This window comes from Acidimicrobiales bacterium (assembly GCA_035546775.1).
GTDB lineage: Bacteria > Actinomycetota > Acidimicrobiia > Acidimicrobiales > JACCXE01 > JACCXE01.
This window is the reverse complement of sequence record DASZWD010000048.1, coordinates 14,646-40,736: the sequence shown is the minus strand read 5'-3', so window position 1 is coordinate 40,736 and position 26,091 is coordinate 14,646. Positions and strand designations below refer to the sequence as shown.

Here is a 26,091-nt window from a genome sequence, read left to right as displayed (position 1 = left end):
GCGACGAAGTTGCCGCCGCCAAACTCGCCGTACGGTTTGAAGTCGACGCTGGTCGGGACCAGATCACCGGTGTAGACCTTGACCCGGTTGGTGCCGGTCCAGACGCCCACGACGATCTCGGCGTGGCCGTCGCCGCTGAGGTCACCCATGGCGACGGTGAGGCCGCCGGGGAACGATGCGCTGCCGACCATGACGCCGCCGTTGCGCAGCGTGCCGTCGTGGTTGAACAGCCGCAGGTGCGGACCGCCGCCCGACCACGGCACCACGGCGATTTCCGCCTTGCCGTCGCCGTCGACGTCACCGGCGGCGACGTTGACGCCGCCGTTCCAGTTGGGCTGGGCGTTGGGGTCGATGTAGGCCATGAACCCGAACAAGCGGGTGCGGCCCTCGCCCTTGGTACCGGTCGTCACTTCGACGTCGGGGCCACCACCGGCACCCGGGCCGGTGATGATCTCGTCCTTGCCGTCGCCAGTGACGTCGCCGGTCGCAACCGTGACGCCACCGTGCCAGTCCGCGCTGTAGGCGAAGAAGCCACCGTCGACGGGCGTGAGCGTCTGGCCGTTGACCTTCCACACGATGACGTGCGGACCGCCACCCGGACCCGCTCCGGTGATGATCTCGTCGACGCCGTCGCCGTCGATGTCACCGGCGGCCACGAACACGCCGCCGCGGAACTGGCCGCCGGCGTAGGCGAACGTCGAGGTCAGCAACTGACCGGTGGCCGAGTACACCGACAGCACCGCGGGATCGCCGGGGCCGGACCCGGTGATGATCTCGTCGACGCCGTCGCCGGTGACGTCACCGCGCGCGACGCGCTTGCCCGCCGACGTGTTGCCGTCCATGAATCCGACGGTGGCGGTCGTGCTGCCGACGGAGAACGACTGGATGTGCGGACCGCCGCCCGGACCGGCGCCGGTGGTGATCTGCGGATGCGCCGTGTGCGGAACGGTCGTCGACGTCGTGGTGGTCTCGCCCGGCGTCGTGGTGGTCGTCGTCCCCTCCGTGTCGTCGTTGGTGATGGTGCCGTTGCCCGTGCCGTCCGAGATTGTGGCGTTGGTCGGCGAGCTGAGCGTGACCGTGTAGCCCTCGTCGGGCTCGACCGTCGTGTCGCCCTTCACCGGAACCGTGAGCGACTTGGTCGTGTCGCCCGGGTTGAAGGTGAGATCGCCCGACGTCGCGGTGTAGTCGTCGGGCTGGGTGGCGGTGCCGTCGGCCGTGGCGTAGTGCACGGTGACGGTCTGGCCGCTGGCCGGGGCGAGTGTGACGTGGAACGTCGCGTTGGTGGTGCCGCTGTTGCCCTCGGTCACCGTGGCGTTGTCGATCGACAGCGCCGACGCGTCGTCGTCGTCGATGATCGTGGCGGTGCCCGTCGCCGGTGTACCCAGCGTGGCGTTGCCGTTTGGCGAGCTGATCGTGGCGGTGAACGTCTCGTTCGGCTCGTCGAGAGTGTCGGCGATGACCGTCACGTCGAAGTCGGCCCGAGTCGCGCCCGGGTCGAACGTGAGATTGGCCGAGCCCGTGGTGTAGTCACCCGGCGACTTCGCCGTTCCATCAGCGGTCGCGACGTGGACGGTGATCGGCTTCGACGACGGGTTGCTCAGCGAAACGCCGAACGTGGCCGTCGTGTTTGTGCTCGACCCTTCCGTCACCGTCGTGTTGCCGATCGAGATCGTCGGTGCGTTGTCGTCGTCGGTGATCGTCAGCGTCGCGTCGCCATCACTGATACCGGCGCCGGACTGGTTGGTCAGTTGGACGTCGACGGTCTCGTTGTCCTCGTCGACGGTGTCGCCCACGACGGGAACGTCACAGGTCTTCGACGTCTCGCCCGGCGCGAACACGACCTTCGTCGCGGTGACCACGTAATCGCCCTTGCCGTCGCCAGTGTCGGCCGTCGCGTTGCCGCTGTTCGGCTGGGGCGTCGTGCAGTCGACGTCGACTTCCTGGCCTGACGCGGCCGACAGCGTGACCGTGAGGCTGGCTGCCGTGCTCGGGCTCAGGCCCGTGTTGCCTTCCGTCACCGTCTTGTCGGCGATCGACAGCGTGGGCGCGGCGTCGTCGTCGGTGATCTTGGCCTGGCCGACCGCGTCCGTGATCGACGCGTTGCCTGCGCCGGTCAGCTGCAGCTGGAAGTACTCGTCGGATTCGTGCTTCGTGTCGTTGACCAACGGCACGGTGACGGTCGCCGTCGTCTGCAGCGCGTTGATCGTGACGCACGTGCTGGCGGCGGTGTAGTCGGAACCCGCCACGGCAGCCGCGCCCGTTGCCGGGTCCTGGGGGCCGTCAGCGGTCTGGTAGCAGACCGGCACCGACGCGGTGTTGAGCGGCGGGCGGTTGACCGTGATCGTGAACGTCGACGGGCCACCGGACTCGCTCACGGTCGGGGCGTCGCTCACGCTGACGGTCGGGATGCTGCCGGTGTCGTCGTCGTGGATGAGGCCCTGTGCCTGGCCGTCGCCGATCGCCGCGTTGCTGGCGTTGGAGAGGTTGAGCACGAACGACTCGTCGCCCTCGGTGTTGTTGTCGCCCCGGATCGGGACCGTGACCGTCTTCGACGTCTCGCCGGGCATGAACTCGAGACCGGTACCCGGGGTCGGACTCGCAGCCGGGTCACCGCTGCCGCTGGTCGCGATGTAGTCGGCGTTGGCATCCGTCGAGCCCGACGTGGCCGTCCGGTCCGCCGTGGCGTAGTCGACGACGACTCGCTTGTTCGACGCGGGAGTCAGCGTGACGGTGAAAGTCATGTTGACGGTGCAGGTCTGCTGGGCGTCGAGGGTGTGCCCGCACGGCGTGTCGTTCTCGGTGACCGCCGCGGGGTCGGCGACGTCGAGGCGCGCCAGGGCGTCGTCGTCGACGATCTTGCCCTCCGCCATCGCCACGTTGGCGGCGTTGACGTCGTTGGTCGCCTTCAGCCGCAGCTCGACCCACTCGTCGAACTCGTCCTTGGTGTCGGGCGTGATCGGCACCAGAACATCGGCGGAGAGGTCGCCGGCGTGGATCGTGACCGGAGTGCCGGCCAATGCGGTGTAATCGGTCCCGGCGGTGGCGGCCAGCGGGGGCTGCACGCCCGGCGTGTTCGGATCGGTGTCGTTGGTCGGGTCGTGGGTGAAGGCGTAGAAGGTCTGGTCGGAGCCGGCCTTGGCCGACAGCGACGCGGTGAACTTCATGTTGACGGTGTCACCGGTGTTGCCCTCGACCTGCGAGGTATCGGGCAGGCTCAGACCCGGAGCCGCGTCGTCGTCCTGGATCGTGACCGTGCCGTTGGACCCCGCCACGAACGTTCCGCCGTTGCCGTTGGTGACCGTGCCGAGCGCGACGGTGAAGACTTCGTTGCCCTCGTCGATCGTGTCGCCCTTGACGTTGAACACGACGTTCTTCGACGTCTCGTGCGGGGCGAAGACGACGTCGCCGCTCTGGTCGACGTAGTCGACGCCGTTGGTTGCCGTATCGCCCTGCGCGCCCGTCGTGTAGTGGACCGTCACCGAGCTGGTGTTGTCCTGTGACAGCGCGAAGGTGACCACGACCGGCGAGTTGCCGAAGTTGCCCTCGGTCACGTTGGCGTTGTGGTTGGTGAACGTCGGCGCCGGGTTGACGTCGACCGTCGGTGAGCCGTTGGCTTGGGCCACCAAACGCGGCAAGCCGACGCCGGCTACGAGGGCCACCGCCGCAAAGGCAGCAATGGCGATGCGGCCCCGGCGCGAACCGGTGGCCCTGAACACATTCGGCACGTTGTCTCCTTCAAGCCCTGTCCCCACCCCCGGTGAGGGCCCCTGCCCCAGCAGGAAAAGCAACCGGCAGTTTCTCACAAAGCGCCCCCAAACGCCCGACAAACGCGCCAATTCTTTGACCTCACAGCGTTGACCTCTCCCAGAGCTAGAGGGTTTTTCTGCTGTCTGAGGCAGACTCACACCCGTGCACATCACCGCCAAAGCGGAGTACGCCATGCGGGCGTTGCTCACCCTGGCCGCACACGACGGCGGCCCACTCACCGCCGACAAGCTGGCGTCGGCGCAGTCGCTGCCGGTGAAGTTCCTCGAGAACATCCTCGTGGACCTCCGCCGGGGCGGGCTGGTGCGCAGCCAGCGCGGGTCCGAAGGCGGGTACCGACTCGCCCGCCCCGCGGCGGAGATCAGCGCCGCGGACGTGCTGCGCCTGGTGGACGGCCCGCTGGCGGAGGTGCGCGGGGTGCGCCCCGAAGCGGCGTCCTACGAAGGCCCCGCCGCCCACCTCCAAGAGGTGTGGGTGGCGGCTCGCGCGTCGTTGCGCGGGGTACTCGACAACGTGACCCTCGCGGACATCGCCAGCGGCAAATTGCCCAAGCGGGTTGCCGACCTCGCCGCCAACCCGGAGAACTGGCAAGCGCGGTGAACACCATCAAGCGCGACGGCAAGCCGATGCTCATGCTGTGGCGCGGCGTGCGGGTGCGCTGCCCGCGCTGTGGCGGCGGGAAGCTGTTCGTGCACTGGTTCAAGCTCAAGGAGCGCTGCCCGACCTGCGGCTACAAGATCGACCGCGAGTCGAACGGCGGGTTCTGGCTCGGCGGCTACGTGATGAACACCGCGCTCGGCGAGTCGCTGCTGGCGCTGTACCTGCTGTGGTTCGCCGCCAAGGTCATCAACAACCCCGACATGCGTATCGGGCCGTATCTGACTGTCGCCATCGCGCTCGCGCTGCTACCGCCGCTGATCCTGTTCCCGATGTCGCGCACGACCTGGATGGCCGTCGACATGCTCATCCACCCCCTCGAGCCGTGGGAAGTCGCCGACGCGGACTTGCACCGCGCCGACAGGAAGGACGCTACTTAGGCGTTCTTGGGCAGTTCGGAGAACGGCGTCGCCGGGTCGGGACCCGGCTCCTTGGGCAGACCGAGGGCGCGCTCGCCGATGATGTTGCGCTGGATCTGGTCGGTACCGCCGTAAATCGGCGGCGCCTGCGCGTACAGGGCGCTCATCGTGATCATGCCGAGGAACGGATTGCCGGTGGCCTTGTCGTTGACCTCGCGCTGCTCGTCCTTGTAGGCGTGCAGCATGCCGCTCGGGCCGAGGATGGCGAGGCCGAGGTCGCGCTGCGTGCGCACGATCTCGGACTGGCCGAGCTTGGCGATGTTGGCCATGCCGGGGATGTCGCCGCCGCGGGCGCGCACGCCCTTGAGGCGCTCGGCGTTGAGGCGGCCGATCTCACCGAGGGTGTGCAGCTTGGCGAGGCCCTGGCGGATCGAGGCGTCGTTCGCCTTGCCGTTGCCCTTGGCCATGCCGATCAGCATCTGGGCGCTCGACTGGCGCGTGCCGCCGCGGGGACGCGCCGCGCGCGACTCGGTGCGGGCCTGGACGAAGTCGCCGGCGCGCATCTCGAGGTTCTTGGCGATCGTGCCGGGCATGGCGCTCGCACCCGCACCGCCTCCGCCGGCGCCGAGACCGGCGCGCTCGTTGGCGAGGGTCGTGTTGGCCGCCGCCCAGCCGTTGTTGACGTCGCCGATGACCCAGTTCTCGGGGACGATGGCGTCGGAGATGAAGACCTCGTTGAACATGGCGTGGCCCGTCATCTCGACGAGCGGGCGCACGTCGACGCCGGGCTGGTGCATGTCGATGGCCATCCACGAGATGCCCTGGTGCTTCGGGGCGTCGGGGTTGGTGCGGGCGAGGAGCATTCCCATATCCGCCGTCTGGCCCATCGACGTCCACACCTTCTGGCCGTTGATGATCCACTGCTCGCCGTCCTTGACGGCCTTGGTCGTCAAACCGGCGAGGTCGGAGCCGGCGCCGGGCTCGGAGAACAGCTGGCACCACGCCTTCTGGCCGGTGACGATGTCGCGCACCAGCGTGTCGATCTGTTCCTGATTGCCGTGGGTGGCGATGGTGGGCGCCGCGAGGAGCAGGCCGAGGCCGCTCGGGGCACCGAGGGCGCCGTATTCGGCGATGGCGTTGGCGACGGCGACGGCGTCGGCGCGGCTGAGCTCACGGCCGTAGGCGTTCTTGGGCAGCGTCGGTGCCGACCAGCCGGCGGTACCGAGCTTTTCCCACCACTGGGCGACGGTGAGATCGGGGTCCCAATTCTCGTCCAGCCACGCCTGAAGCTCGTCGAGGATCTCGGCGCCGGAGCGCGTGTCGGTGGTCTCAGTGACAGCCATGCGGCAACGTTGTCAAAACTTGACCGAACGGTCAAGTTGCCGCCGCTGTGTGCGGAGTTGTCCGCTACCGGAAGAGGCCGGTGATCTCGCGCATGCGACCGAGGACCTCGGGCGTGAGCTTGGGCAGCACGTCGAGGGCGCCGAAGTTGTCGACGACCTGCTCGGGCCGGCTGGCGCCGGTGATGACCGTCGAAACGTGCTCGTTGGCCGCGCACCAGGCGATCGACAGCTGGGCCAGCGTGCAGCCGAGCTCGGTGGCGACGTCGCGCAGCTGCTTCACCGACTCGTTGCGCTTCGGGTCCTTCAGCATGTTCTGGAGCCACTCGTAGCCCGGCAGCGCGCCGCGGCTGTCCGACGGGATCTCGCCGTCGATGTACTTGCCGGTGAGCAGGCCGCTCGCGAGTGGTGACCACGTCGTGAGCCCGAGCCCGATGTCGTCGTAGAGCCGGGCGTACTCGCGCTCGACCTTCTTGCGTTCGAAGAGGTTGTACTGCGGCTGTTCCATCACCGGCTTGTGCAGGTTGCGTTTGTCAGCGACGTCCCACGCGGCGCGGATCTCGTCCGCCGACCACTCCGACGTTCCCCAGTACAGCGCCTTGCCCTGGTCGATGAGGTCGCTCATGGCCCACACCGTCTCCTCGATCGGCGTGTGCGGATCGGGGCGGTGACAGAAGATCAGGTCGAGGTAGTCGAGGCCGAAGCGCGCCAGTGAACCGTTGACCGCCTGGAACAGGTACTTACGGTTGAGCGTGTTGCGCCGGTTCGGTCCCTCGGCGAGGCCCCAGAAGAACTTCGACGACACCACGAAGGACTCGCGGTCCCAGCCGAGCTTGTCGAAGGCCTGGCCCATGATGCGCTCGGACTCGCCCGCGGCGTACGCCTCGGCGTTGTCGTAGAAGTTGCAGCCGGCCGCCTGCGCGGCGGCGAGGCAGTCGACCGCCTTGTCGACGTCGATCTGCGGGCCGAAGCTCACCCACGAACCGAAGCTCAACACGCTCACCTGCAAGCCCGAGCGTCCCAACCGTCGATAGATCATCTCTGCCATGCAAGAGTTCTAGCCCGTGTCGCTCGACGAGTTCGCCGCCGCTGGACTGTACGACCGGGACGCGCCGCGGGCCGACGAGCGCCGCGAATTGCTCGAGCATCTGGCGTCGCGCTTCGCCCTCGACGACATCATCGCGATGGCACAACAGACACCGCCGTACGTGATCGCGGCGTCGCTCGCAATGGAAGCGCCGACGTTCATCAGCGCGCGACAAGCGGCGGTTGCGGCCGGCGTGCCGATCGAGGACGTCAGGGAGTTGCGCGCCGCGCTCGGTTGGCCGGTCGTCGACGACGACGACGCGTCGCTGCCCGACACCGTCGTCGAAGACCTCGCGTTGTTCGCGCTGGCGAAGGCGTCGTTCGAGCCGGCGGCCGTGAACGAGTTCGTCCGCGTGCTCGGAGCCGCCGTGCTGCGGCTCATCGAGGCGGGCCGATCGATGATGTCGTCGAGTGCTGACCGAGAAGGCCGGGCGACGGAACTCGAGCTGTCGATGGCCAACGAGGTGTCGAACGCCGCGTGGAACGCCTTGCCGCCGCTGATCGGTCACGTCATGACGGAGCACGCCGGCAAGGAACTCGACTTCGCCACCCGGGTGAACGACGCCGATCTGCGCCTCGGGGTTGTCTTCGTCGACCTCGTGGCGTTCACGAGCTGGACGGCGTCGGTGTCGCCGGCGGTTCACGCCCGGGTGCTGGCGCGTTTCGAACGCGCCGCCTGGGAGATCGCCGTCGCGCACGGCGGCCGCCTGGTGAAGCTCATCGGCGACGAAGCGATGATCGTCGCACCAAGCGCGGCGGCCGCGTTGCAGGTCGCAACCGAGCTGGTGCGCTTCGCCGCCGCCGACGGCGAACTGCCGCGGGCGACGGCCGCCGCGGGTTTCGGTCCGGTGGTGGCGCGCGGCGGCGACTACTTCGGCGCGCTCGTGAACCTCGTCGCGCGCGCCATCAGCGTGGCACAGGCGAACGAAGTGCTGGTGACCGAAGACGTCGTGGGGCTGCTCGACGCCGGTGCGTGGCGCTGCGTGGAAAAGGGAACGTTCGACCTCAAGGGCGTGGACGCTCCGGTGACGCTGTGGCGCGTCGAGCAAGCGAGCACGCCGCCCAACTAGACATCGCTGCCGATGGCGCCGATCTCGTTTCCCGCACGTCTGAAGCAACTCGCCGACGAAGCCCCCGACCGCGTCGCGGTCACCTGCGACGGGCGACAGATCACCCGCGCCCAGCTCGAAACGCGCGCCGATACGCTGGCACGCCACCTGCGCGACCTCGGCGTCGGCGAGGGCGACCTCGTCACCATGGCGCTGCCCAACTCGATCGACTGGTACGTGACCGCGCTCGCCCTGTGGAAACTCGGCGCCACGCCCCAGCCGGTGTCGTACCGGCTGCCGGCCGTCGAGCTCGAGGCGATCATCGAGTTGGCGAACCCGCCGCTCGTGATCGGTACCGACGCCACGCCGACGTCGTCGCGCCCGCTGTTCAAGGTGAGCGAATGGCTGCGCGACAACCCCGCACCGTCGGGCGACACCGAGCCGCTGCCCGACAAGATCTCGCCGGCGTGGAAGGCGCCGACGTCGGGCGGCTCGACGGGTCGCCCCAAGCTGATCGTGTCGGGCGACCCGGCGGCGATGGACCCCGACGCCGCGCCGCCACTGATGACCCAGCGCGACGGCTGCATGGTGATGCCCGGCCCGCTGTACCACAACGCCCCCGTGGTGTGGACGTGCCAGGCGCTGCTGTGGGGCAACCACGTCGTGCTGCTGCCGCGCTTCGACGCGCACGCCACGCTGGCGGCCATCGAGGAGCACCGCGGCGATGTCGTCTACGTCGTGCCCACGATGATGAAGCGCATCTGGCGCCTGCCGATCGACGAGCGCGAGGCCTACGACCTGTCGTCGCTGCGCGTCGTGTGGCACCTCGCCGAGCCATGTCCGGTGTGGTTGAAGGAGGCGTGGATCGAGTGGCTGGGCGCCGAGAAGATCGTGGAGCTGTACGCCGGTACCGAGGCGCAGATGGCGACGATCATCACCGGACCCGAATGGCTGGCGCACCGCGGGTCGGTGGGCCGCGTGCCGCCGGGCCAGGTGATGATCACCGACGAGGACGGCAACGAGCTGCCGCCGGGGGAGATGGGCGAGGTGTGGATGCGCTCGGCGCGCGAGACGCCGACGTACCGCTACATCGGGGCGCAGGCGCGCCAGCGCGACGGCGGCTGGGAGAGCCTCGGCGACACCGGTTACCTCGACGCCGACGGCTACCTCTATCTCGGCGACCGGTTGTCGGACATGATCCTCAGCGGCGGCGCCAACGTGTATCCCGCCGAAGTCGAAGCGGCGCTGCAGGAGCACCCGGCGGTCGAGAGCTGCGCCGTCATCGGCTTGCCCGACGACGACCTCGGCAACCGCGTGCACGCCATCGTGCAGGCGAACGCTTCGACGTTCGACGCGGAGCACGTGAAGTCGTTCCTCGCCGAACGTCTCGTGCGCTACAAGGTCCCGCGCACCTTCGAACTCGTCAGCGAGCCGTTGCGCGACGACGCCGGCAAGGTGCGGCGCAGCGAACTGCGCGCCCAGCGCATTCCCAACTAGCGCGTAAGACTGCACGCGTGAGAGAACGGCTGCGGGCCCTGCCCGTGCTCGACCGCACGCTCTTCGGGATCGTCGCGGCGATCGCGCTGGCGACCGTGGTCGGTCTCATCGCGCTGTGGCCCAGCGGCGGGCTGCCAAAGCTCAACGAGCAAGGCAACACGTTGCCCTACGTCAAGGCGAAGGTAACGGGCGCCACCACGATCAGTTGCCTCGACCCCGACGAGAACCTGCCGACGCACTGCAAGCGGTACTCCGTGCGCGTGATCTCCGGCGTGAGCCACGGCCTGACGGGCTCGTTCCGCGTCTCGAATATCGACTTCTCCGTCCCGACGATCCACACCGGTGCCCGGGTCGTGCTCTCGTACAACCCGTACGCTCCCGCCGCCTACCGCTACTCGTTCGTCGAGTTCGACCGCTCTACGCCGCTGCTCGGCCTCTTCGTCGCGTTCGTGGTGGTGGTGATCGGCTTCGGGCGTTGGAAAGGCGTGCGCGCCCTGGCCGGCCTGGCCGTCAGCGGCGCCGTGGTCGTGCTGTTCTTGCTGCCGGCGTTGCTGAACAACCACAACTCCACGCTCGCCGCCCTGATTACGACGTCGGTCGTGGGCTTCGCCGCGCTCTACATCGCGCACGGGGTGACCCGCGCGACAACGGTCGCGTTGATCGGCACGTTCGCGTCGGTGGGTCTCATCACGGCGATGGCCGTCATGTTCACCGCCCTGGCGAACTTGACCGGCCTCTCCGACGAGTCGTTCCAGCTGCTGCGGGTGACGGCGAGTTCGCTCGACCCCCGCGGCGTCCTCGTCGCCGGCATCGTGATCGGCGCCCTCGGCGTCCTCGACGACGTGACGGTGACCCAGGTCTCGGCCGTCAACGAGTTGCGCGCCGCCAATCCCGAAATGACGGGGCGCGATACGTACCGCGCCGCCGTGCGCATCGGTCGCGATCACGTCGCGTCGACCGTCAACACCCTCGTGCTCGCCTACGTCGGTGCCGCGCTGGCGCTGCTGCTGTTCTTCTTCCAGGAGGGACGCGCGGTCGCGCAGGTGCTGAACCGTGAGGTCGTGGCGGTCGAGATCAGCCGCGCGCTGATCGGCTCGATCGGCCTCATCATCGCCGTGCCCGTCACGACCGCCCTGGCGGTCGCCGTGCTCGTGCGCGCCGACGACACCCCGTGAGCGCCGGCCATACACACGGCCGCGACGGCGGCAACCTCCACATTCCCGCTCCCCTGGCGCGACGGCTGACCTTCACCGTCGTGCCCTTTGCCGTCATCGTGCTGGTCGGCATTGTGGTGCTGTGGCCCCACGGGCGCGGGCCGAACCTGACCGACGTCTTCGGTAGCCAGAAACTGATCAAGGCCACCGTCGTGTCCGTCGACTCCGGTGATTGCGCGAACGGCGACTGCCGGGTCGTACAGGTGCGCCTGCGGGACGGCCCGCACAAGGGTGCGATTGTGACGCTGCAGTCGAGTGGCACCGCCGGGCCAGCGATCCACCTCGGCGACCGCGTCGTCGTGGGTTCGTCGACCGACGGCGGCGGGCGCTCGTACTTCTTCGCCGACTATGACCGCGACTTCCCGCTGCTGGTGCTCGGGTTGTTGTTCGTGGGCGCCGCCGTCGTGTTCGGCCGCGTGAGCGGGCTGCGCGCCCTCGCCGCCCTGGTGGCGAGCCTGGTCGCCCTGGTCGCCTTCGTGATCCCGTCGGTCCTGCACGGCCACAGCCCGATCGCCGTAGCGCTGGTCGGCGCCGCCTTCATCATGCTGGTGGTGCTCTACGTCACCGGCGGATTCAACACCCAGACCACCGTCGCCGTCCTCGGCACGCTGGCCAGTCTCGCGTTGATTGCGGCGCTCGCGTGGATCTTCGTCCAGGCAAGCAAGCTCACCGGACTCGCCGACGAGGACGCCGCCTACCTCTCGGCCGCGGCATCGAGCATCAACCTGCAAGGCCTGTTGCTCGGCGGCATCATCATCGGTTCGCTCGGCGTGCTCGACGACATGACGGTCACGCAGGTATCCGCGGTGTGGGAACTGCGGCGCGCCAACGACGAGTACGACGCCCGCACCCTGTATCTCGCCGCTGAGCGCGTCGGACGCGACCACATCGCGTCAACGGTCAACACCTTGGTGCTCGCCTACGCCGGCGCGTCGCTGCCGCTGCTCATCTACTTCACGCAATCGAATGTGCACCTGCGCCAAGTGCTGACCAGCGAAGTCGTCGCCGTCGAGATCGTGCGCACCCTCGTGGGCAGCATCGGCTTGATCGCGTCGGTGCCGATCACGACCGCGCTCGCCGCGTACGTCGTCACGCGCCCGCACGTCGAGGCCGAAGCCGACCTCCACTAGCGGCGGTGCCGAGGTACCCGGCGGTGATGACGGCGAGGATGGCGAAGCTGGGCGGCACCTTCGGCACGACGTAGCTGAACGTCATCCCGGCCCAGAGTGCGACCACGGCTACGGCAACGGCAAGCGCCATTCCGCGATAGGGCCGCGCGGTCAGGCGCATCGCGATGCCGGCGGGTCCCGCGAGGAGCCCCAGGATCAGCAGGGCCCCGACGGCCTGGGTCGCTTCAGCTGCCGTTGCGCCCACCAGGGCGAGGAAGACGTAGCCAAGGATGCGCACGGGCACACCGCGCGCCGATGCGACGTTTCCGTCGAGGCTGGCGAACAGCAGTGGGCGCGCGATGACGATCCCACCGGCGAGTAGGACGATGGCGATCACGACCGCGGTGCGCGCCGCGGCGGCGTCGAGTCCGAAGATGGACCCGAACAAGACGCTGACGCCCGCAGTGCCGTGACCGGTGCTGTGTCCCGTCGTGAATATCGACAGCGCCAGGACGCCGAGACCCAGAATCCAGGCGAACGTGGCGCCGATCGTGACGTCGTCGGCGCGTCCCTGCGGTCCGATGGCGCCGAGCAACAGCGCCGTGCCGATGGTGGCGGCGAACAACCCGAGGCGAGCGTCGACACCGAGCGTGAGCGCGATCAACGCCCCGGTGAAGGCGACGTGGCTCAGCGCGTCAGCGGTGAAGATCTGGCTGCGCAGGACGAGGAAGTACCCGATCAACCCCGCGGTGGCCGCGATCGCGGTGCCGGCGACCAGCCCGTGGCGCATGAAGGGGTGGCTGAGCATGTGGCCGAGCCCGACGACGGGGTTGAGCGAAGCGATCACGACGCCTGCAGCACTCGACGGGATCGACGCGGCACAGCCGCGGTGAGCACGACTGCGATCAGGTACGCGCCGAACGCGACCGTCGTGACGTAGAACCCGATCGGGTAGCTCGAGTAGTACGCCAGCGCGAGGCCCGACCACGTGACACCCAGGGCGAGCGCGACGGTCAGCCCGACACTGAACACGGGATTGGTGGTGATTCGCTGCGCGGTGGCCGCAGGCAGCACGAGGAGCGCGAACACCAGCAGCGAGCCCGTGATCTGGCTGGTGGCCGCAGCGGCCACGCCCAGCAGCACGAGGAACACCGCCGACAGGAGCCGCACCGGTACTCCGCTCGCCGTGGCCACGTCGGGGTCGACAGAGGCAAACAACAGCGGGCGCGCCACCACCGCCAACGCGATCAGTCCTGCGGTCGCGATCGACGCGAGCCAGACAACACCCGCCGTCGTGATGCCGAGGAAGCTGCCGAACAGCAGGGCGTTGATGCCGTTGAGGTTGCCCCGGTACAGCGACACGAACAGGAACCCACACGCCAGGGCGAAGGCTTGGACGGTGCCGATCACGGCCGACTCCTCGCTGAAGGACCGGCGGCCCGACTGCGGCTGCGCGGCGATGACCAGTGCCGCGGCAAGGCAGAACGCGAAGAAACCGAGATTGGCGCTGGCGCCGATGAGGACGGCGCCGGCCGCGCCGGGAAAGCCAACCACGGCCAGGGTGTGGCCGGCGAAGGACTGGCGGCGCAACACCATGAACCAGCCAACGCAGCCCGCGGTGACCGCCGCGATCGTGCCGGCGCGGAACGCGTTGACCATGAAGGGGTACTCGAAGAGCTGGCGAAGGTCGCGCGCGACGTTCCAGCTCAGCTCCGGGTTGACCCCCGCGAGCATCAGTGGGAGTGCCGGTCGTGGTGGTGGGCCGGCGGCTCGGGGTGACCGACCACCACCAGCCTTCCGTCGGAGGCCGACAGGACCTCGATGGGCGTGCCGTATAGCTCGCTAAGCGTGGCGCTGGTGATGACGTCGCGCGGCGCCCCGATCGCCGCGCCGCCGGGTCCGAGGTAGATCACCCGGTCGAGATAGCTGGCGACGGGGTTCACGTCGTGGGCGACGAGCATCACGGTCATGTTCTGCTGGCGACAGATGTCCGCGACGAGACCGGCCACTGCGGCCTGGCTGGGGAGGTCGAGGCTGTCGAGCGGCTCGTCGAGCAACAGCATCCTGGGCCGGCGGACGAGAGCCTGAGCGATCAGGAGCCGTTGCTGCTCGCCGCCGGAAATCTGCCCAATAGGGCGGTCGGCGTAGGCGCTCGCACCGACCAGCTCGATGACTTCCTCGATGCGCGCCTGCGCCTCGCGATGGCGCTGTCGCCCGAACAGCGGCAACGGCACGCCCCAGCGGTCGCCGTCGAGGCCGAGGCGGACGACGTCGACGCCCCGGATCCGCAGCCCCGCGTCGAAGCTGCGGCGCTGGGGCAGGTATCCGATTTCGTGACGCGTCTCGCCGGCGGGACGACCGAGGACCACCGCGGTCCCGCCGCTCAGCGGTTGCAGCCCGAGCAGCACCTTGATCATCGTCGACTTACCCACACCGTTGGGTCCGAGGATCGCAACGAATTCGCCGGTTCCCACCGTGAGGTCGACGTCGCGCCAGATCGTGCGCGCGCCGGCGCGTACCGACGCGCCGCTCAGTTGTACGGCGACGGGGACCGCAGCGGGTTCCGACCTACGCCCGCTCGCTCGTTCGATCGACACGGCGCCCATGATCTCGCGCGGCGACCGTTACTTCCCGGTTGCCGCTGCCAGCGCCGCCTCGAGGGCGCGCAGTTCCGCTGTCTGCCACGCCTGGAAGGTGGCACCCTCCGGAGTGAGCGTCTCGGTCACGGTCGCGACGCCGATCGCCTTTGCCTTGGCGGCGTTGACGAGCCGCTGGACGTCGGGCGTGGAGTTCTGGCTGTTGAACACGAAGACCTTGATGGCCTTCGACGCGATCTGTTCGTCAACGGTGGCCTTGTCGGCCGCGGTCGGATCGTTGCCTTCGGCGATGGCGTCGAGGAACGACTCCGGCGTGACCAGGTCGAGACCGAGGGCGGTGGAGAGCGGGGCGAAGATGCTTTCGGACGCGCCGACCGGCGTGCCGGTGTACTTGGCCTTGATGTCGGCGATCACCGCGTGGTACTCGGCGAGGCCCGTCGACTCGAAGGCGTCATGTTGCTGGTCGAAGTACGCGGCGTCGGCCGGGCGCAGCTTCTTGTACTCCGCAGTGATGGCGGTGATGACTTTCTCGACGGTGGTCGGCGAGTACCACTGGTGCGGGTTGTCGCCCTCCTTCAGCCCGACGAGATCACCGACCTTGGTGATGGCGCGACCCGATACCGGGTTGGCGCTCAGGAGCTTGTCGGCCCACCCGTCATACCCAATGCCGTTGACGATGACGTACTTCGCCGAGGCGATCTCGCGCCCGTCGCCCGGCGTCGGCTCGTAGTCATGGGGATCGGTGTCGGGGTTGGTGATGAGGCTGGTGACGCTGACCCGATCGCCACCGAGTTGCGTGGCGATGCTGCCCCAGAAGTCCTCGGCCGCGACCACGGCCAACTTGCCGCTCGCCGACTTGGGCGACTTCGAATCACTGCCGCAGGCCGACAGGGCGAGGACGACACATAGGGATATCGCGATACCGCCCAGCAGGCGGCGTGAGAGACGGGACATGGTCGGTAAGCTAAGCGAGAATGATTCTCATTACAAGCTGGGGCGCGGATGGGGGAACAATCCCTCTGGGTACCATCCGGCGGTGCGCGTCCCCGTCGCCGTCCTCTTGGTGATCGCGATGGGACTCGGAGGGTGCGGGCGCGGCGGGACTTCGACGGCGACGTCCACGTCGACACGCGTGACGACCGCTCCGGCGTCCACCACGACGACGACCGCCGCCTGGGTGGTGGGAGCCACCGCCTTGCCACTGCGACCCGACGGGCTAGGCGAGATGCTGCCGACGCCGGCGCCGTTGGTCGACCGCCGCTTACCGACCAAGGACCTGCTGCCGCCGCCGTCGTCGGGTGCGTTTGCCTCCACCATCAGCCCGATCAGTGACGCGATCCGGACCCGCATGGGTGAGACGTATCACGACGGATGCCCCGTCACCCTGAGCGAGCTGCGATATCTGACGGTGTCGTTTTGGGGCTTCGACGATCGCGCCCACACGGGAGAGCTGGTCGTCAACCAGTCACAAGCGAACAACGTGGTGCAGGTGTTCGCCACCTTGTTCGCCCACCGTTTTCCGATCGAGGAAATGCGCCTGCCTACCACGGCCGATCTCGACGCCCCCCCGACGGGCGACGGCAACAACACGGCGGGCTTCGTGTGCCGAAACTCCCGCGGTACTTCCAGCTTCTCGGCCCACGCCAGCGGCCTCGCCATCGACGTCAACCCGTTCCAGAACCCCTACAGCAAGGGTGACATCGTGCTGCCGGAACTGGCGTCGGCCTACCTCGATCGCTCCAACCATCGACCCGGCATGGTCTACGCCGGCGACGTCGTCCAGCGCGCCTTCGCGTCAATCGGCTGGAGCTGGGGCGGCGCCTGGCGCAGCCCCGTCGACCGGATGCACTTCACCGCCACTGGTCACTAGGCGCGTGCGTCGTCCGAACTCAAGCCACCCAGGCAGGCGCCCGGGGTTACGGTCTCGGGCGATGGCCGCTCCGATGAATGACGACGCGCGCCGCGCCTTCCTCTCCGAGGGCACGCGCACCGGGAAGCTGGCAACGACGATGCAGGACGGCTCGCCCCACGTGACGCCGATCTGGTTCGTGCTCGACGGCGACGACATCGTCTTCACGACCCACGAATCCTCACTCAAGGGCAAGGCGCTGCTGCGCGACGGCCGCGTCTCGATGGTGGTCGACGACCAGGCGCCGCCGTACTCCTTCGTGATGGTGAAGGGCACCGCCGTCGTCTCGCGTGACCTCGACGACCTCGTGGCGTGGGCCACGAAGATCGGCGGCCGCTACATGGGCGCCGAGCGCGCCGCAGAATTCGGGCAGCGCAACGGCGTCGACGGCGAACTGCTCGTCCGCATCACGCCGACCAAGACCGTCGCGCTGGCCAACGTCAGCGGCTACTAGAGCGCGGCGCGCCAGGGCGTCACGTCGAGCCCGGGATATTTCGCCTCGAAGGCGTCGACCATCGCCGCGTTCCAGTAGGGGTGCCCCGGGCGCGGGATCGAGAACAGCGCCAGCTCTTCGGGGGTCTTGCCGCGGGCGAAGCGGGCGAACGTCGGGTCGTTGCCGAGGCGACCGTAGGCGTCGTAGCTGAACCACTCGGCGGCCGCCGGCCGGTAGCCGACGACGATCACGAACCGCGACGCGTCCGCCCGCGCGAAATCGGTGCCGCGGTGCCACACGTCGGAGCGGTACGCCAGCAGCGTGCCCCGCTTGGCCGTGGCGACGACTTCGTGCTCGTACAACTCGTCGTAGGAAACCTTCGACCGGCTGCGCGGCACCAGCCGCGGTGGGGCGCAGTCCTCGTCCACGTCGGACAGGAACAGGAACGCCTCCATGTGCCAGTAACCCGGCTCCATGCGCGCCGGGATCAGCGAGTGATTGCCGTCCTGGTGGATCGGCTGCTCGTAGTTGATCGCGCCCGCCCACTTGCCCCACACCGCCCCTTGGTAGACGCGCAGGTCGTCGTCGGCGAGCGCATGGCGGGCGAACTCGACGATGCGCGGGTGCACGAACAGGTCGTTGAGCCGGCGCCCGCCGTGCACGGGAAACCCGCGCATCCCGTCGAATTGGCTGCCCCGGAACTGCTTGCCCACCGGCGTCCCGTCCCCGTAGCGGCTGGCGCGGTTGTAGTCGTCGAAGGTGTCCTCGGCGTAGAGGCGCTCGAGTTCAGGGGCGACGGCGTCGACGTCGTCGGTCGGCACGAGCCCCTCCACGAGGGCCCAACCTTCTTCCTGCCACTGGCGCGCCGCGTCCGCGAATTCATAGGCCATGCGCGGAGGGTACGTTCACCGTCATGGACGATGCGGCTCAAATTGCCAAGCAGCTCCTGAGTGGCGACACCGCGCTGTGGCCGTCACCCAACGTGGCCGACACCCGCCTCGGGTGGCTCACGATCGCCGAGCGGTTGGCGGCGGAGGCCACTGAGCTGCGGGCGTGGGCCGACAGCGTCGAGCGCTCCCGCGTCGTGCTGCTCGGCATGGGCGGCTCCTCGCTCGGGCCCGAAGTACTGCGCGCCGCCATCTTCAGCGACCACCTCACGGTGCTCGACACCACCGAGCCCTCGACGGTCGCCGCCGCCACCGAGGACTTGTCGGACGCGCTGATCCTCGTGTCGTCGAAGTCCGGCGGCACGCTCGAAGTGCAGACGTTGCTGGCGCGCTGCTGGGAACGCCAGCCCGACCCGGCGCGCTACGTCGCCATCACCGATCCCGGCACCGGGCTCGACGCCCTCGCCACCGAGCGCCGGTTCAGTCGTGTGTTCCGCAACGACCCGAACATCGGCGGGCGGTACTCGGTGCTGTCGTATTTCGGTCTCGTGCCCGCCGCGCTCCTCGGCTACGACGTTGCCGCGCTGCTCGAGGCGGCCGCGAGCGTCGACGCCGTCGACGCGGTGCAGCACGGCCTCGACATGGGCGCTGCCGCCTTGGCCGGGCAGGACAAGGCGACGATCCGGGTGCCCGAGGCCTACAGCGAGTTCGGGTTGTGGGTCGAGCAGCTGATCGCCGAGAGCTTGGGCAAGCACGGCAAGGGCGTCGTGCCCGTTCCGACGACGGAACCCGAACACGGACCTGACCGCCACGAGATGACGGTGACGCTGTCGTCGCCCGAAGACCTCGGGCGCGCCTTCGTGTGGTGGGAGTTGGCGACGGCCGCTGCCGGTCACGCCATTGCCGTCGACCCGTTCGACGAACCGAACGTGGCCGAGAGCAAGGCCAACACCCAGCGCGTCCTCGACGCGCTGCCGTTGCCGACGTTGGAGACGGCGCCGGCCGACGGCGTGATCGACTGGCTGCGCACGGAGGTCCAACCCGGCGACTACGTGTCGCTGCAGGCTTACATGCCCTACGGCGACTCGTTCGGCCTCGACCAGACGCGTCACCGGATCGGCGACGCGCTCGGCGGCGTGGCGGTGACCGCCGGCTTCGGCCCACGCTTCTTGCACTCGACCGGGCAGCTGCACAAGGGCGGTCCGAACACCGTGGTCGTGGTGCAGATCGTCCCACGCTCGCCCCGACCGTCGTTGCCGATTCCGGGATTCGGGTACGACTTCGCCACGCTCATCGACGCGCAAGCGATCGGCGACCACCAGAGCCTCGTGCAGCACGGTCGCCGCGTGCTGCGCGTCGCGGCCGACGACTTTGCGGAGATCAACTAGATGCGACTCGCCATGATGGGCCTCGGCAAGATGGGCGCGGGCATGAGCCGGCGCCTGATGAAGGCGGGCCACGAAGTCGTGGGCTTCGACCTCAATCCCGATGCCGTCGCCGAACTCGCGCGCGACGGCGCCATCGCCGCGGCGTCGCTCGAGGACGCGATCAAGCAGCTCGACGCGCCCCGCGTCGTGTGGCTGATGCTGCCCGCCGGTCGCCCGACGCAAGACACCATCGACCACGTCGCCGGGATCCTGCAGGGCGGCGACATCATCATCGACGGCGGCAACTCACGCTTCACCGACGGCGTCGCCCGCGCCGCCGCGCTGCAACTCAAGGGCATCCATTTCGTCGACGCCGGCGTGAGCGGCGGCATCTGGGGTCTCGAGAACGGCTTCTGCCTGATGGTCGGCGGCGCGGACGACGCCATCGCCACCACGCGGCCGATCTTCGAAGCCCTCGCGCCGCCCGACGGCTTCGCCCACGTCGGTCCGCCGGGCGCGGGTCATTACGTGAAGATGGTCCACAACGGCATCGAGTACGGGATGATGCAGGCCTACGCCGAGGGCTTCGAGTTGCTGGGCGCGGCGTCGGAGTTCAACCTCGACTTGCACCAGATTGCCGACGTGTGGCGCAACGGGTCGGTGGTGCGGTCGTGGCTGCTCGACCTCGCCGAGCGGGCGCTCGCCGACGACGCCACCCTCGACGACATCCAACCCGTCGTGGCCGACTCCGGCGAAGGCCGCTGGACGGTGGAGGACGCCATCAACCGCGCCGTACCCCTCCCCGTCATCACCGCCGCGCTCTACACCCGCTTCGCGTCGCGTGACGTCAACGCGTTCGCGCCCCGCCTGCTCGCCGCCCTGCGTAACCAGTTCGGCGGTCACGCCGTGCTCGTCGCCGACCAGGCACAGCACCCCGACCCGAAATCATGACAAGACAGGCGCCGCCGGCGGCCTTCGTCATCATGGGGGCGTCGGGTGACCTCACCACGCGGAAACTGCTCCCGGCGCTCGCGCGTCTTCACGCCGGCGGCCTGCTACCGCACGGCTTCGCCATCGTCGGCACGGCTCGGTCCGAGATGAACGACGAGCAGTTCCGCCAGCTGCTCCACGACGCCGCGCCGAAGGGCGGCGCCGGCTGGCGCGACGTGATCAGTCGCTCGCGCTACGTGGCGGGCGAGTACCACTCGCCCTTGACGTACATCAATCTCGGCGAGGTCCTGCGCGAGGTCGACAACGCGTGCGCGACCGGTGGCAATCGCATCTTCTACCTGGCCACACCACCGGCGGTGTTCGGGACGATCGTCGAGCGACTCGGTGGCGCGGCGATGAACAAACCATCCGAACACGGTTCGTTCGTGCGCGTCGTCATCGAGAAGCCGTACGGGAGGGATCTCAAGACCGCAACGGAACTCGACCACACGGTCCACACCGCCTTCGACGAGTCGAGCGTGTATCGCATCGACCACTACTTGGGGAAAGAAACCGTGCAGAACGTGTTGGCGCTGCGCTTCGCCAATGCGATCTTCGAGCCGATCTGGAACCGGCGCTATATCGACAACGTGCAGATCACCGTCGCCGAAACGCTCGGCATCGGTCATCGAGGCAGCTTCTACGAGACCGCCGGTGCGCTGCGCGACATCGTGCAGAACCACGTGCTGCAGGTCTTGACGCTCGTTGCCATGGAACCTCCGGCGCGCATCCAGCCCGAGGAGATCCGCGACGAGAAGGTCAAGGTGCTGCGCGCCATCGACATCATGAGCTCCGACGAGGTCAACGACTACACCGTGCGCGGCCAGTACGGGCCCGGCGAGGTTCTCGGCGAGCGGGTCGAGGGCTACTGCGACGAAGAGGACGTGGCGCCTGACAGCCACACCGAGACGTACGTGGCAGCAAGGTTCATGGTGGACAACTGGCGCTGGAACGGCGTGCCCTTCTTCGTGCGCACGGGGAAGCGACTACGGGCCCACACCACTGAGATCGCCATGGAGTTCAAAGACGTTCCGCATCTGCCGTTCAAGGCGATGGACGCGACCGGCTTGGGCTCCAACGTCCTCGTCGTGCGCGTGCAGCCCGACGACGGCATCACGCTGCGCTTCGGCGCCAAGGTGCCAGGGCAGGACTTCCGCGTGCGCACCGTCGACATGGATTTCACCTACGCCGACGCCTTCACCGAAGAGTCACCCGACGCCTACGAACGCCTGCTGCTCGACGCGCTCGTCGGTGACCCGACGCTGTTCATCCGCGAGGACGAGGTGCGCAACGCGTGGAAGATCTGCGACCCGATCCTCGACGCCTGGGCCGAAGGGCGCTCGCCACTGGCGCACTACCGCGCCGGCACGTGGGGTCCGAAAGAGGCCGATCGCCTGCTGGCGCACGAGGGCCGCGCCTGGCACGAACCGTGCTGCGGTTCATGACGTGTACGGCGAGCTACGCGTCGTCGACGATGTAGCCGACTGTTTCGTGAGCCGCGTCGTGGATGCCTGGCGCGACCGGCCACGGGCGTTTTTCAGTCTCGTGGTGTCCGGTGGCGACCTGGCGCGCCGGTGTTACGAGCACCTCGCCGCCCACGCCCGCGACGTCATCGACTGGTCGCTGGTCGACGTCTACTGGGGCGACGAGCGGCTTGTCCCGCGCCGGCATCCCGACTCCAACGAACTGCTGGTGCGTCAAGCACTGATCAACCGCCTGCCACCGATCCGGGGTGTGTTCCCCATGCGGGTCGAGTCGACGGCCGACGAGTACGACGCCTTGGTGCGCGCTGCCGCGCCCTTCGACGTGATCCATCTCGGCCTCGGTCCCGACGGCCACACGGCGTCGTTGTTCCCGCAGTCGGCCGGACTCGACGCGCCGATCGACCGCTACGTCGTCGACAACGAGGACCCGCTCGGCCACAACTTCCACCCGCGGCGAACGCTCACCTTCGCCGGCATCGCGCTCGGCGACCTCGTGCTGGTCACCGTCGACGGCGAAGCCAAACGCGACGCGCTCGCCCGCGTGCGCGCCGGCGACCCGTCGGTGCCCGCTGCGTACGTCCGCGCCCCGCGCGTGGAATGGTTGGTAGGTGAATCCGCGCTTTGAAGGTCGCACCGCTGTCGTCACCGGCGCCGCATCCGGCATCGGTTCGGAAATCACCCGGCTGCTGATGGAAGAAGGCGCCCGCGTCTTGGGCGCCGACGTCGACCCCACGAATGTTCCGGCGGGCGCGTCCGCCTTCAAAGCCGACGTGTCGAACGAGTCCGACGTCAACTCGATGGCCGCGGCGGCGATCGAGGAGTTCGGCCACATCGACATCCTGTGCAACAACGCCGGTATCGGTTCGGTGCACGACGTGCTCGGCTGCTCGCTCGACGAGTGGGAAAAGCTCTTCGCCGTCAACGTGCGCGGCGTGTTCTTGGGCATCAAGGCGGCGTTGCCCTCGATGCTGGAGCGGGCGCACGGCGTCATCGTCAACACCGCGTCGGTTGCCGGGATGATGGGCCTGCGCGATCGCGCCGCCTACTGCGCCACCAAGGGCGCCGTCATCTCGCTGACCCAGCAGGTGGCCGTCCAGTACGCCGGCACGGGCGTGCGCTGCAACTGCGTATGCCCCGGCACCGTCGACTCGCCGTGGGTCGGCCGGCTGCTGGATCAGGCCGACGATCCCGCCCTGGCGCGCGAGCGCCTGGTGGCGCGGCAGCCACTCGGTCGCCTCGGTCAGCCGACCGAGGTCGCGAAAGCGATCCTGTACCTGGCGTCGGACGACGCGTCGTTCATGACGGGTTCGTCACTCGTCATCGACGGCGGCATGACCGTCGTCTGAGAGCGGCGCGATCCGGCTCTTTGGGCTCTGGCGGTCGCTGTGCGACCGCCAGAGCCCAACGTCCGCAGGAATGCCCGGTCGTCCGCGAACACCGGTCAACCACACCAACGGCATCGTCGCGTTGCAGTTAGGAGAGGCGGGTGACGTGGTCGCCGCGGCGGATCGTGCCGGGTTGGACGACGCGGGCGTTGCGGCCGCGGAGGTTGAGGGCGATGCCCGGGCCGGTGTTGATGAAGCGGGTGGCTTCGGCGCCGAAGCGTTCGGTGAACTTCTTGCAGCCGCGATGCGGCTTGGCGGTGATCTCGATGACGGCGTCGCCGACGGCGAGACGCGATCCCGCCGGCAGGTGCTGGGTGCTGAGGTCGAAGTCGACGTAGAGCTGGTCGCCGGCGAGAGGCCAACGGTCCACCGAGCCGGCGACGAGTTGCGCGACCCGGGCGTTCATGATGTTGAGCTGCGCCTCGGGATGCGGTGAGCCGTCGGGCGTGCTCGAACTCGGACGCACCGACCAGGTGTCGCCGACGAGGCCGACGGCGAGATCGAGCTGACCTTCCTCGAGCACCTCACGCTCGCCGAGCGCCGGCCGGCGCACGATGAGGTCGAGCGTGCCGGCGTCGGTGGGCGACTCCCGGATGTAGCCGAGCCCCGCCGCCAGTTCGTCCGCCCCTACGTGCACACCCTCAGTCCACCACGACGGGATTCGTCAGCACGCCGATTTTCTCGATGTCGACCTCGCACACGTCGCCGTCGGTCAGGTAGATCGGCGGCGTACGGGAGAAGCCGACACCGAAGGGCGTGCCCGTCGCGATGATGTCGCCGACTTCCAGTGTCATGAAACGCGAGCAGTAGGCGATCAACTCGGCGACGCCGAAGATCATCTCGGACGTGTTGGAGTCCTGCAGCGTCTCGCCGTTGACGCGGCACTTGATCGCCAGGTTCTGCGGATCGGGGATCTCGTCGGCGGTGACGATGGAGGGACCAAGCGGGCAAAACGTGTCGAACGACTTGCCCCGCACCCACTGCTGGTCGCCGAACTGGGCGTCGCGGGCGGAGACGTCGTTGCAGCACGTGTAGCCGAAGACGTAGCTCAGGGCGTCGGCCTCGCTGACGCGGCGCGCCTTGGTCCCAATGATCACGGCGAGTTCGGCTTCGTAGTCGACCTGCGACGAGTCGGCGGCCGCCCAGCGGATCGGGTCACCGTCGTAACAGATGCTGTTGTTGGTCTTGACGAAGATCAGCGGCGACTTCGGCGGCTCCATGCCCGACTCGCGGGCGTGGTCGGCGTAGTTGAGGCCGATGGCGAGCACCTTGCTCGGCGGGGCGATGTCGGTGAAGGCAACTCGTGCCATTAGTGCTCCTTGATCAGGTCGACGTAGAGCGCCGAGCGGCGGCCCGTCGGACCACCGTCGGCGAAGGCTTCGATTGTGGTGTCGCCGGCCGGCAGGTCGACGGCGAAGTCGTACTTGGTGCACTGCAACACCCAGGGCGTCGTGTAGGTGGCGTCACCGACGCGCAGGTTGACCGCGCCGTGGATGTCGGGACGCGACCACACGAAGGGCTCGAGGCGCACCTCGACACGCGCGGTGGTGGCGTGCGCGACCGTGATCTCCCACCATCCCGCCGTCGTGCCCATCCAGCCCGCCAGCTCACCCATGTCGGCCAGCGAGTCGTCGATGCGCCAGTCCTGGCGGGTGAGGGTGACGGTGTCCTCGCCGGGCGCGCCGATCACGATGCGCGGCGCGGCGAACGGTTCGGGACGCGTGGCGCAGATGTCGTCGAACCAGGCGTCGTAGTCGGCCCGCAGGGCGGCGACGAGTTCGGTGTTCTCGGCCGCGATGTCGTTGCGCTCGCCCGGGTCGGCCTCGAGGTCGTACAGCTCATCGGCCTTGTTCGGCTCCGGGCGGTACAGCTTGTGCTGCTGCGTGATCACCGCGTAGTTGCGATACCGCTCGGGCGTGTTGCCGCGGTGCCATTGCATATAGATGTGGCGGTCGACGGGCTCGCCGAAGAGATCGACGCCGTCGACGCCCGCGGGCATTGGCGCGCCCACCGCCGCGGCGATCGTGGGCAGTACGTCGATGGGCGACGCAATCCGCGTGTCGTCACCCACCTCGTTGTGCCAGCGCCAGAAGAACGGCACCTTGACCGCGCCGTCGTAGAGCGAGCCCTTCTCGCCCCGCAGCCCCGCGTTCCACCGCACCTGCGCTTCGGGCGGCAGCGTGTAGTCGCGCGCCGAGGGGCAGGGTCCGTGGTCGCTGGTGTACACGACGATGGTGTTGTCGTCGACGGCCGCGAGGATGCGGCCGATGTTCCAGTCGATGTTGGTCACCATGCCGTAGAGGCGGGCGAACGTCTCGGAGACCACACCGCGATACGGCGCCACCCACTGCTCGGGAACCTCGAGGGGTGTGTGCGGTGCATTGGTGGCGAAGTAGGCGAAATACGGTTCGTCGCGGTGCGCCTCGATGAAGGCGATCGTGGCGTCGGCGAACACGTCGGTGCAGTAGCCGTCGGTGCGCACGGGCCGGCCGTCGCGGAACAGCACGGGGTCGAAGTACGCCTCGCCTTCGCGCCAGTGGTTCTCGCGGTGGTCGCCGGGTTGCCCGATGCCACCGGCGTTGTGCATGAGCGTTTCGTCGAAGCCGAGGTCACAGGCGCGCATCGGGTACGCGTCGCCGAGGTGCCACTTGCCGAACGCACCGGTGCGGTAGCCGGCGCCCTGCAACACGTGGCCGAGCGTTACCTCACTTGGATCGATCATCGAGCGCCCGCAGAACGTGTCGATGGCGCGCGTGCGCAGGTGGTAGCGGCCCGTCATCAGCGACGCGCGCGCCGGTGTGCACATCGGCCCGCTGGCGTAGCGGGTGAAGCGCACACTCTGCGCGTACAGGGCGTCGAGGTTTGGCGTCTTGACGTACGGGTTGCCGTGGCAGGCGAGGTCGCCGTAGGCGAGGTCGTCCATAATCATCACGAGGACGTTCGGCGAGCGCACGTCGGGCATG

General features: G+C 68.7%; 24 protein-coding genes. 13 read left to right on the top strand and 11 right to left on the bottom strand.

Features of this window, described 5'->3' with window-relative positions; genetic code table 11:
• On the bottom strand, positions 1–3,716 hold a 3,716-nt coding region (locus tag VHC63_12000; GenBank protein HVV37320.1), incomplete at its 3' end, for a Calx-beta domain-containing protein.
• Positions 3,717–3,909: 193 nt separating this feature from the next.
• Here VHC63_12000 and VHC63_11995 point away from each other — a divergent pair.
• Positions 3,910–4,365 carry an Rrf2 family transcriptional regulator gene (locus VHC63_11995; protein ID HVV37319.1) on the top strand — a complete coding sequence of 152 codons (456 nt, stop codon included), beginning with the start codon at positions 3,910–3,912 and terminating at the stop codon, positions 4,363–4,365.
• Positions 4,362–4,802, top strand: a complete 441-nt coding sequence (locus VHC63_11990) for a hypothetical protein (protein ID HVV37318.1) — start codon at positions 4,362–4,364, stop codon at positions 4,800–4,802. Before VHC63_11995 ends, VHC63_11990 begins: the two co-directional genes overlap by 4 nt.
• On the opposite strand, the gene VHC63_11985 is transcribed toward VHC63_11990, so the two are convergent.
• Positions 4,799–6,124, bottom strand: a complete 1,326-nt coding sequence (locus VHC63_11985; protein ID HVV37317.1) for an acyl-CoA dehydrogenase family protein — start codon at positions 6,122–6,124, stop codon at positions 4,799–4,801. The two genes, VHC63_11990 and VHC63_11985, sit on opposite strands and share 4 nt — an antisense overlap.
• Positions 6,125–6,188: 64 nt before the next feature.
• Positions 6,189–7,169, bottom strand: coding sequence for an aldo/keto reductase (locus tag VHC63_11980; GenBank protein ID HVV37316.1), 981 nt, complete (start codon positions 7,167–7,169; stop codon positions 6,189–6,191).
• A 16-nt stretch (positions 7,170–7,185) separates the two neighbouring features.
• On the opposite strand from VHC63_11980, the gene VHC63_11975 reads away from it, so the two are divergent.
• The 4 genes from VHC63_11975 to VHC63_11960 are packed head-to-tail and all read left to right on the top strand — an operon-like array spanning position 7,186 to position 12,097.
• Positions 7,186–8,277, top strand: coding sequence for an adenylate cyclase regulatory domain-containing protein (locus VHC63_11975; GenBank protein HVV37315.1), 1,092 nt, complete (start codon positions 7,186–7,188; stop codon positions 8,275–8,277).
• A gap of 12 nt (positions 8,278–8,289) precedes the next feature.
• Positions 8,290–9,753: an AMP-binding protein gene (locus VHC63_11970; protein ID HVV37314.1), complete on the top strand. Its 1,464-nt coding sequence runs from the start codon at positions 8,290–8,292 to the stop codon at positions 9,751–9,753.
• Positions 9,754–9,770: 17 nt separating this feature from the next.
• Positions 9,771–10,928, top strand: coding sequence for a YibE/F family protein (locus VHC63_11965; protein HVV37313.1), 1,158 nt, complete (start codon positions 9,771–9,773; stop codon positions 10,926–10,928).
• Positions 10,925–12,097 (top strand): YibE/F family protein, encoded by a 1,173-nt coding sequence (locus VHC63_11960; protein HVV37312.1) that lies wholly within the window; start codon positions 10,925–10,927, stop codon positions 12,095–12,097. Before VHC63_11965 ends, VHC63_11960 begins: the two co-directional genes overlap by 4 nt.
• On the opposite strand, the gene VHC63_11955 is transcribed toward VHC63_11960, so the two are convergent.
• Genes VHC63_11955 through VHC63_11940 form a run of 4 tightly spaced genes read right to left on the bottom strand, consistent with a single transcriptional unit; the run spans position 12,057 to position 15,627 of the window.
• The gene (locus VHC63_11955) at positions 12,057–12,923 is read right to left on the bottom strand and encodes a metal ABC transporter permease (GenBank protein HVV37311.1); all 867 of its coding nucleotides are present in this window, start codon (positions 12,921–12,923) and stop codon (positions 12,057–12,059) included. The genes VHC63_11960 and VHC63_11955 overlap by 41 nt on opposite strands.
• Positions 12,920–13,810, bottom strand: coding sequence for a metal ABC transporter permease (locus VHC63_11950; protein ID HVV37310.1), 891 nt, complete (start codon positions 13,808–13,810; stop codon positions 12,920–12,922). Before VHC63_11950 ends, VHC63_11955 begins: the two co-directional genes overlap by 4 nt.
• A complete protein-coding gene (locus VHC63_11945) occupies positions 13,810–14,673 on the bottom strand; it encodes an ABC transporter ATP-binding protein (protein ID HVV37309.1) in 864 nt (287 codons plus the stop codon). Before VHC63_11945 ends, VHC63_11950 begins: the two co-directional genes overlap by 1 nt.
• A 27-nt stretch (positions 14,674–14,700) precedes the next feature.
• Positions 14,701–15,627 (bottom strand): zinc ABC transporter substrate-binding protein, encoded by a 927-nt coding sequence (locus tag VHC63_11940; protein HVV37308.1) that lies wholly within the window; start codon positions 15,625–15,627, stop codon positions 14,701–14,703.
• Between the two features lie 82 nt (positions 15,628–15,709).
• Between VHC63_11940 and VHC63_11935 the strand changes: the two genes are divergently transcribed.
• Positions 15,710–16,543, top strand: coding sequence for a M15 family metallopeptidase (locus VHC63_11935; GenBank protein HVV37307.1), 834 nt, complete (start codon positions 15,710–15,712; stop codon positions 16,541–16,543).
• A gap of 61 nt (positions 16,544–16,604) precedes the next feature.
• Complete coding sequence (locus tag VHC63_11930) at positions 16,605–17,036, top strand: PPOX class F420-dependent oxidoreductase (protein HVV37306.1); 432 nt, start codon at positions 16,605–16,607, stop codon at positions 17,034–17,036.
• On the opposite strand, the gene VHC63_11925 is transcribed toward VHC63_11930, so the two are convergent.
• Positions 17,033–17,905: a phytanoyl-CoA dioxygenase family protein gene (locus VHC63_11925; protein ID HVV37305.1), complete on the bottom strand. Its 873-nt coding sequence runs from the start codon at positions 17,903–17,905 to the stop codon at positions 17,033–17,035. The two genes, VHC63_11930 and VHC63_11925, sit on opposite strands and share 4 nt — an antisense overlap.
• A 23-nt stretch (positions 17,906–17,928) precedes the next feature.
• Between VHC63_11925 and VHC63_11920 the strand changes: the two genes are divergently transcribed.
• From VHC63_11920 to VHC63_11900, 5 genes are read left to right on the top strand one after another with little or no spacing between them, the layout of a single operon-like run.
• Positions 17,929–19,290, top strand: coding sequence for a hypothetical protein (locus tag VHC63_11920; GenBank protein ID HVV37304.1), 1,362 nt, complete (start codon positions 17,929–17,931; stop codon positions 19,288–19,290).
• Positions 19,291–20,220, top strand: a complete 930-nt coding sequence (gene gnd / locus VHC63_11915) for a decarboxylating 6-phosphogluconate dehydrogenase (protein HVV37303.1) — start codon at positions 19,291–19,293, stop codon at positions 20,218–20,220.
• The gene (gene zwf, locus VHC63_11910; protein HVV37302.1) at positions 20,217–21,704 is read left to right on the top strand and encodes a glucose-6-phosphate dehydrogenase; all 1,488 of its coding nucleotides are present in this window, start codon (positions 20,217–20,219) and stop codon (positions 21,702–21,704) included. The genes gnd and zwf overlap by 4 nt, the downstream gene beginning before the upstream one ends.
• A gap of 1 nt (position 21,705) precedes the next feature.
• On the top strand, positions 21,706–22,368 hold the full coding sequence (pgl, locus tag VHC63_11905) for a 6-phosphogluconolactonase (protein ID HVV37301.1): 663 nt from the start codon (positions 21,706–21,708) through the stop codon (positions 22,366–22,368).
• Positions 22,352–23,089 (top strand): glucose 1-dehydrogenase, encoded by a 738-nt coding sequence (locus VHC63_11900; GenBank protein ID HVV37300.1) that lies wholly within the window; start codon positions 22,352–22,354, stop codon positions 23,087–23,089. Before pgl ends, VHC63_11900 begins: the two co-directional genes overlap by 17 nt.
• A gap of 127 nt (positions 23,090–23,216) precedes the next feature.
• Here VHC63_11900 and VHC63_11895 read toward each other — a convergent pair whose 3' ends face one another.
• The 3 genes from VHC63_11895 to VHC63_11885 are packed head-to-tail and all read right to left on the bottom strand — an operon-like array spanning position 23,217 to position 26,090.
• On the bottom strand, positions 23,217–23,765 hold the full coding sequence (locus VHC63_11895; GenBank protein HVV37299.1) for a hypothetical protein: 549 nt from the start codon (positions 23,763–23,765) through the stop codon (positions 23,217–23,219).
• Positions 23,766–23,769: 4 nt separating this feature from the next.
• Positions 23,770–24,438 carry a fumarylacetoacetate hydrolase family protein gene (locus tag VHC63_11890; protein HVV37298.1) on the bottom strand — a complete coding sequence of 223 codons (669 nt, stop codon included), beginning with the start codon at positions 24,436–24,438 and terminating at the stop codon, positions 23,770–23,772.
• The gene (locus VHC63_11885) at positions 24,438–26,090 is read right to left on the bottom strand and encodes an arylsulfatase (GenBank protein HVV37297.1); all 1,653 of its coding nucleotides are present in this window, start codon (positions 26,088–26,090) and stop codon (positions 24,438–24,440) included. The genes VHC63_11890 and VHC63_11885 overlap by 1 nt, the downstream gene beginning before the upstream one ends.
• Between the last annotated feature and the right edge of the window lies 1 nt (position 26,091).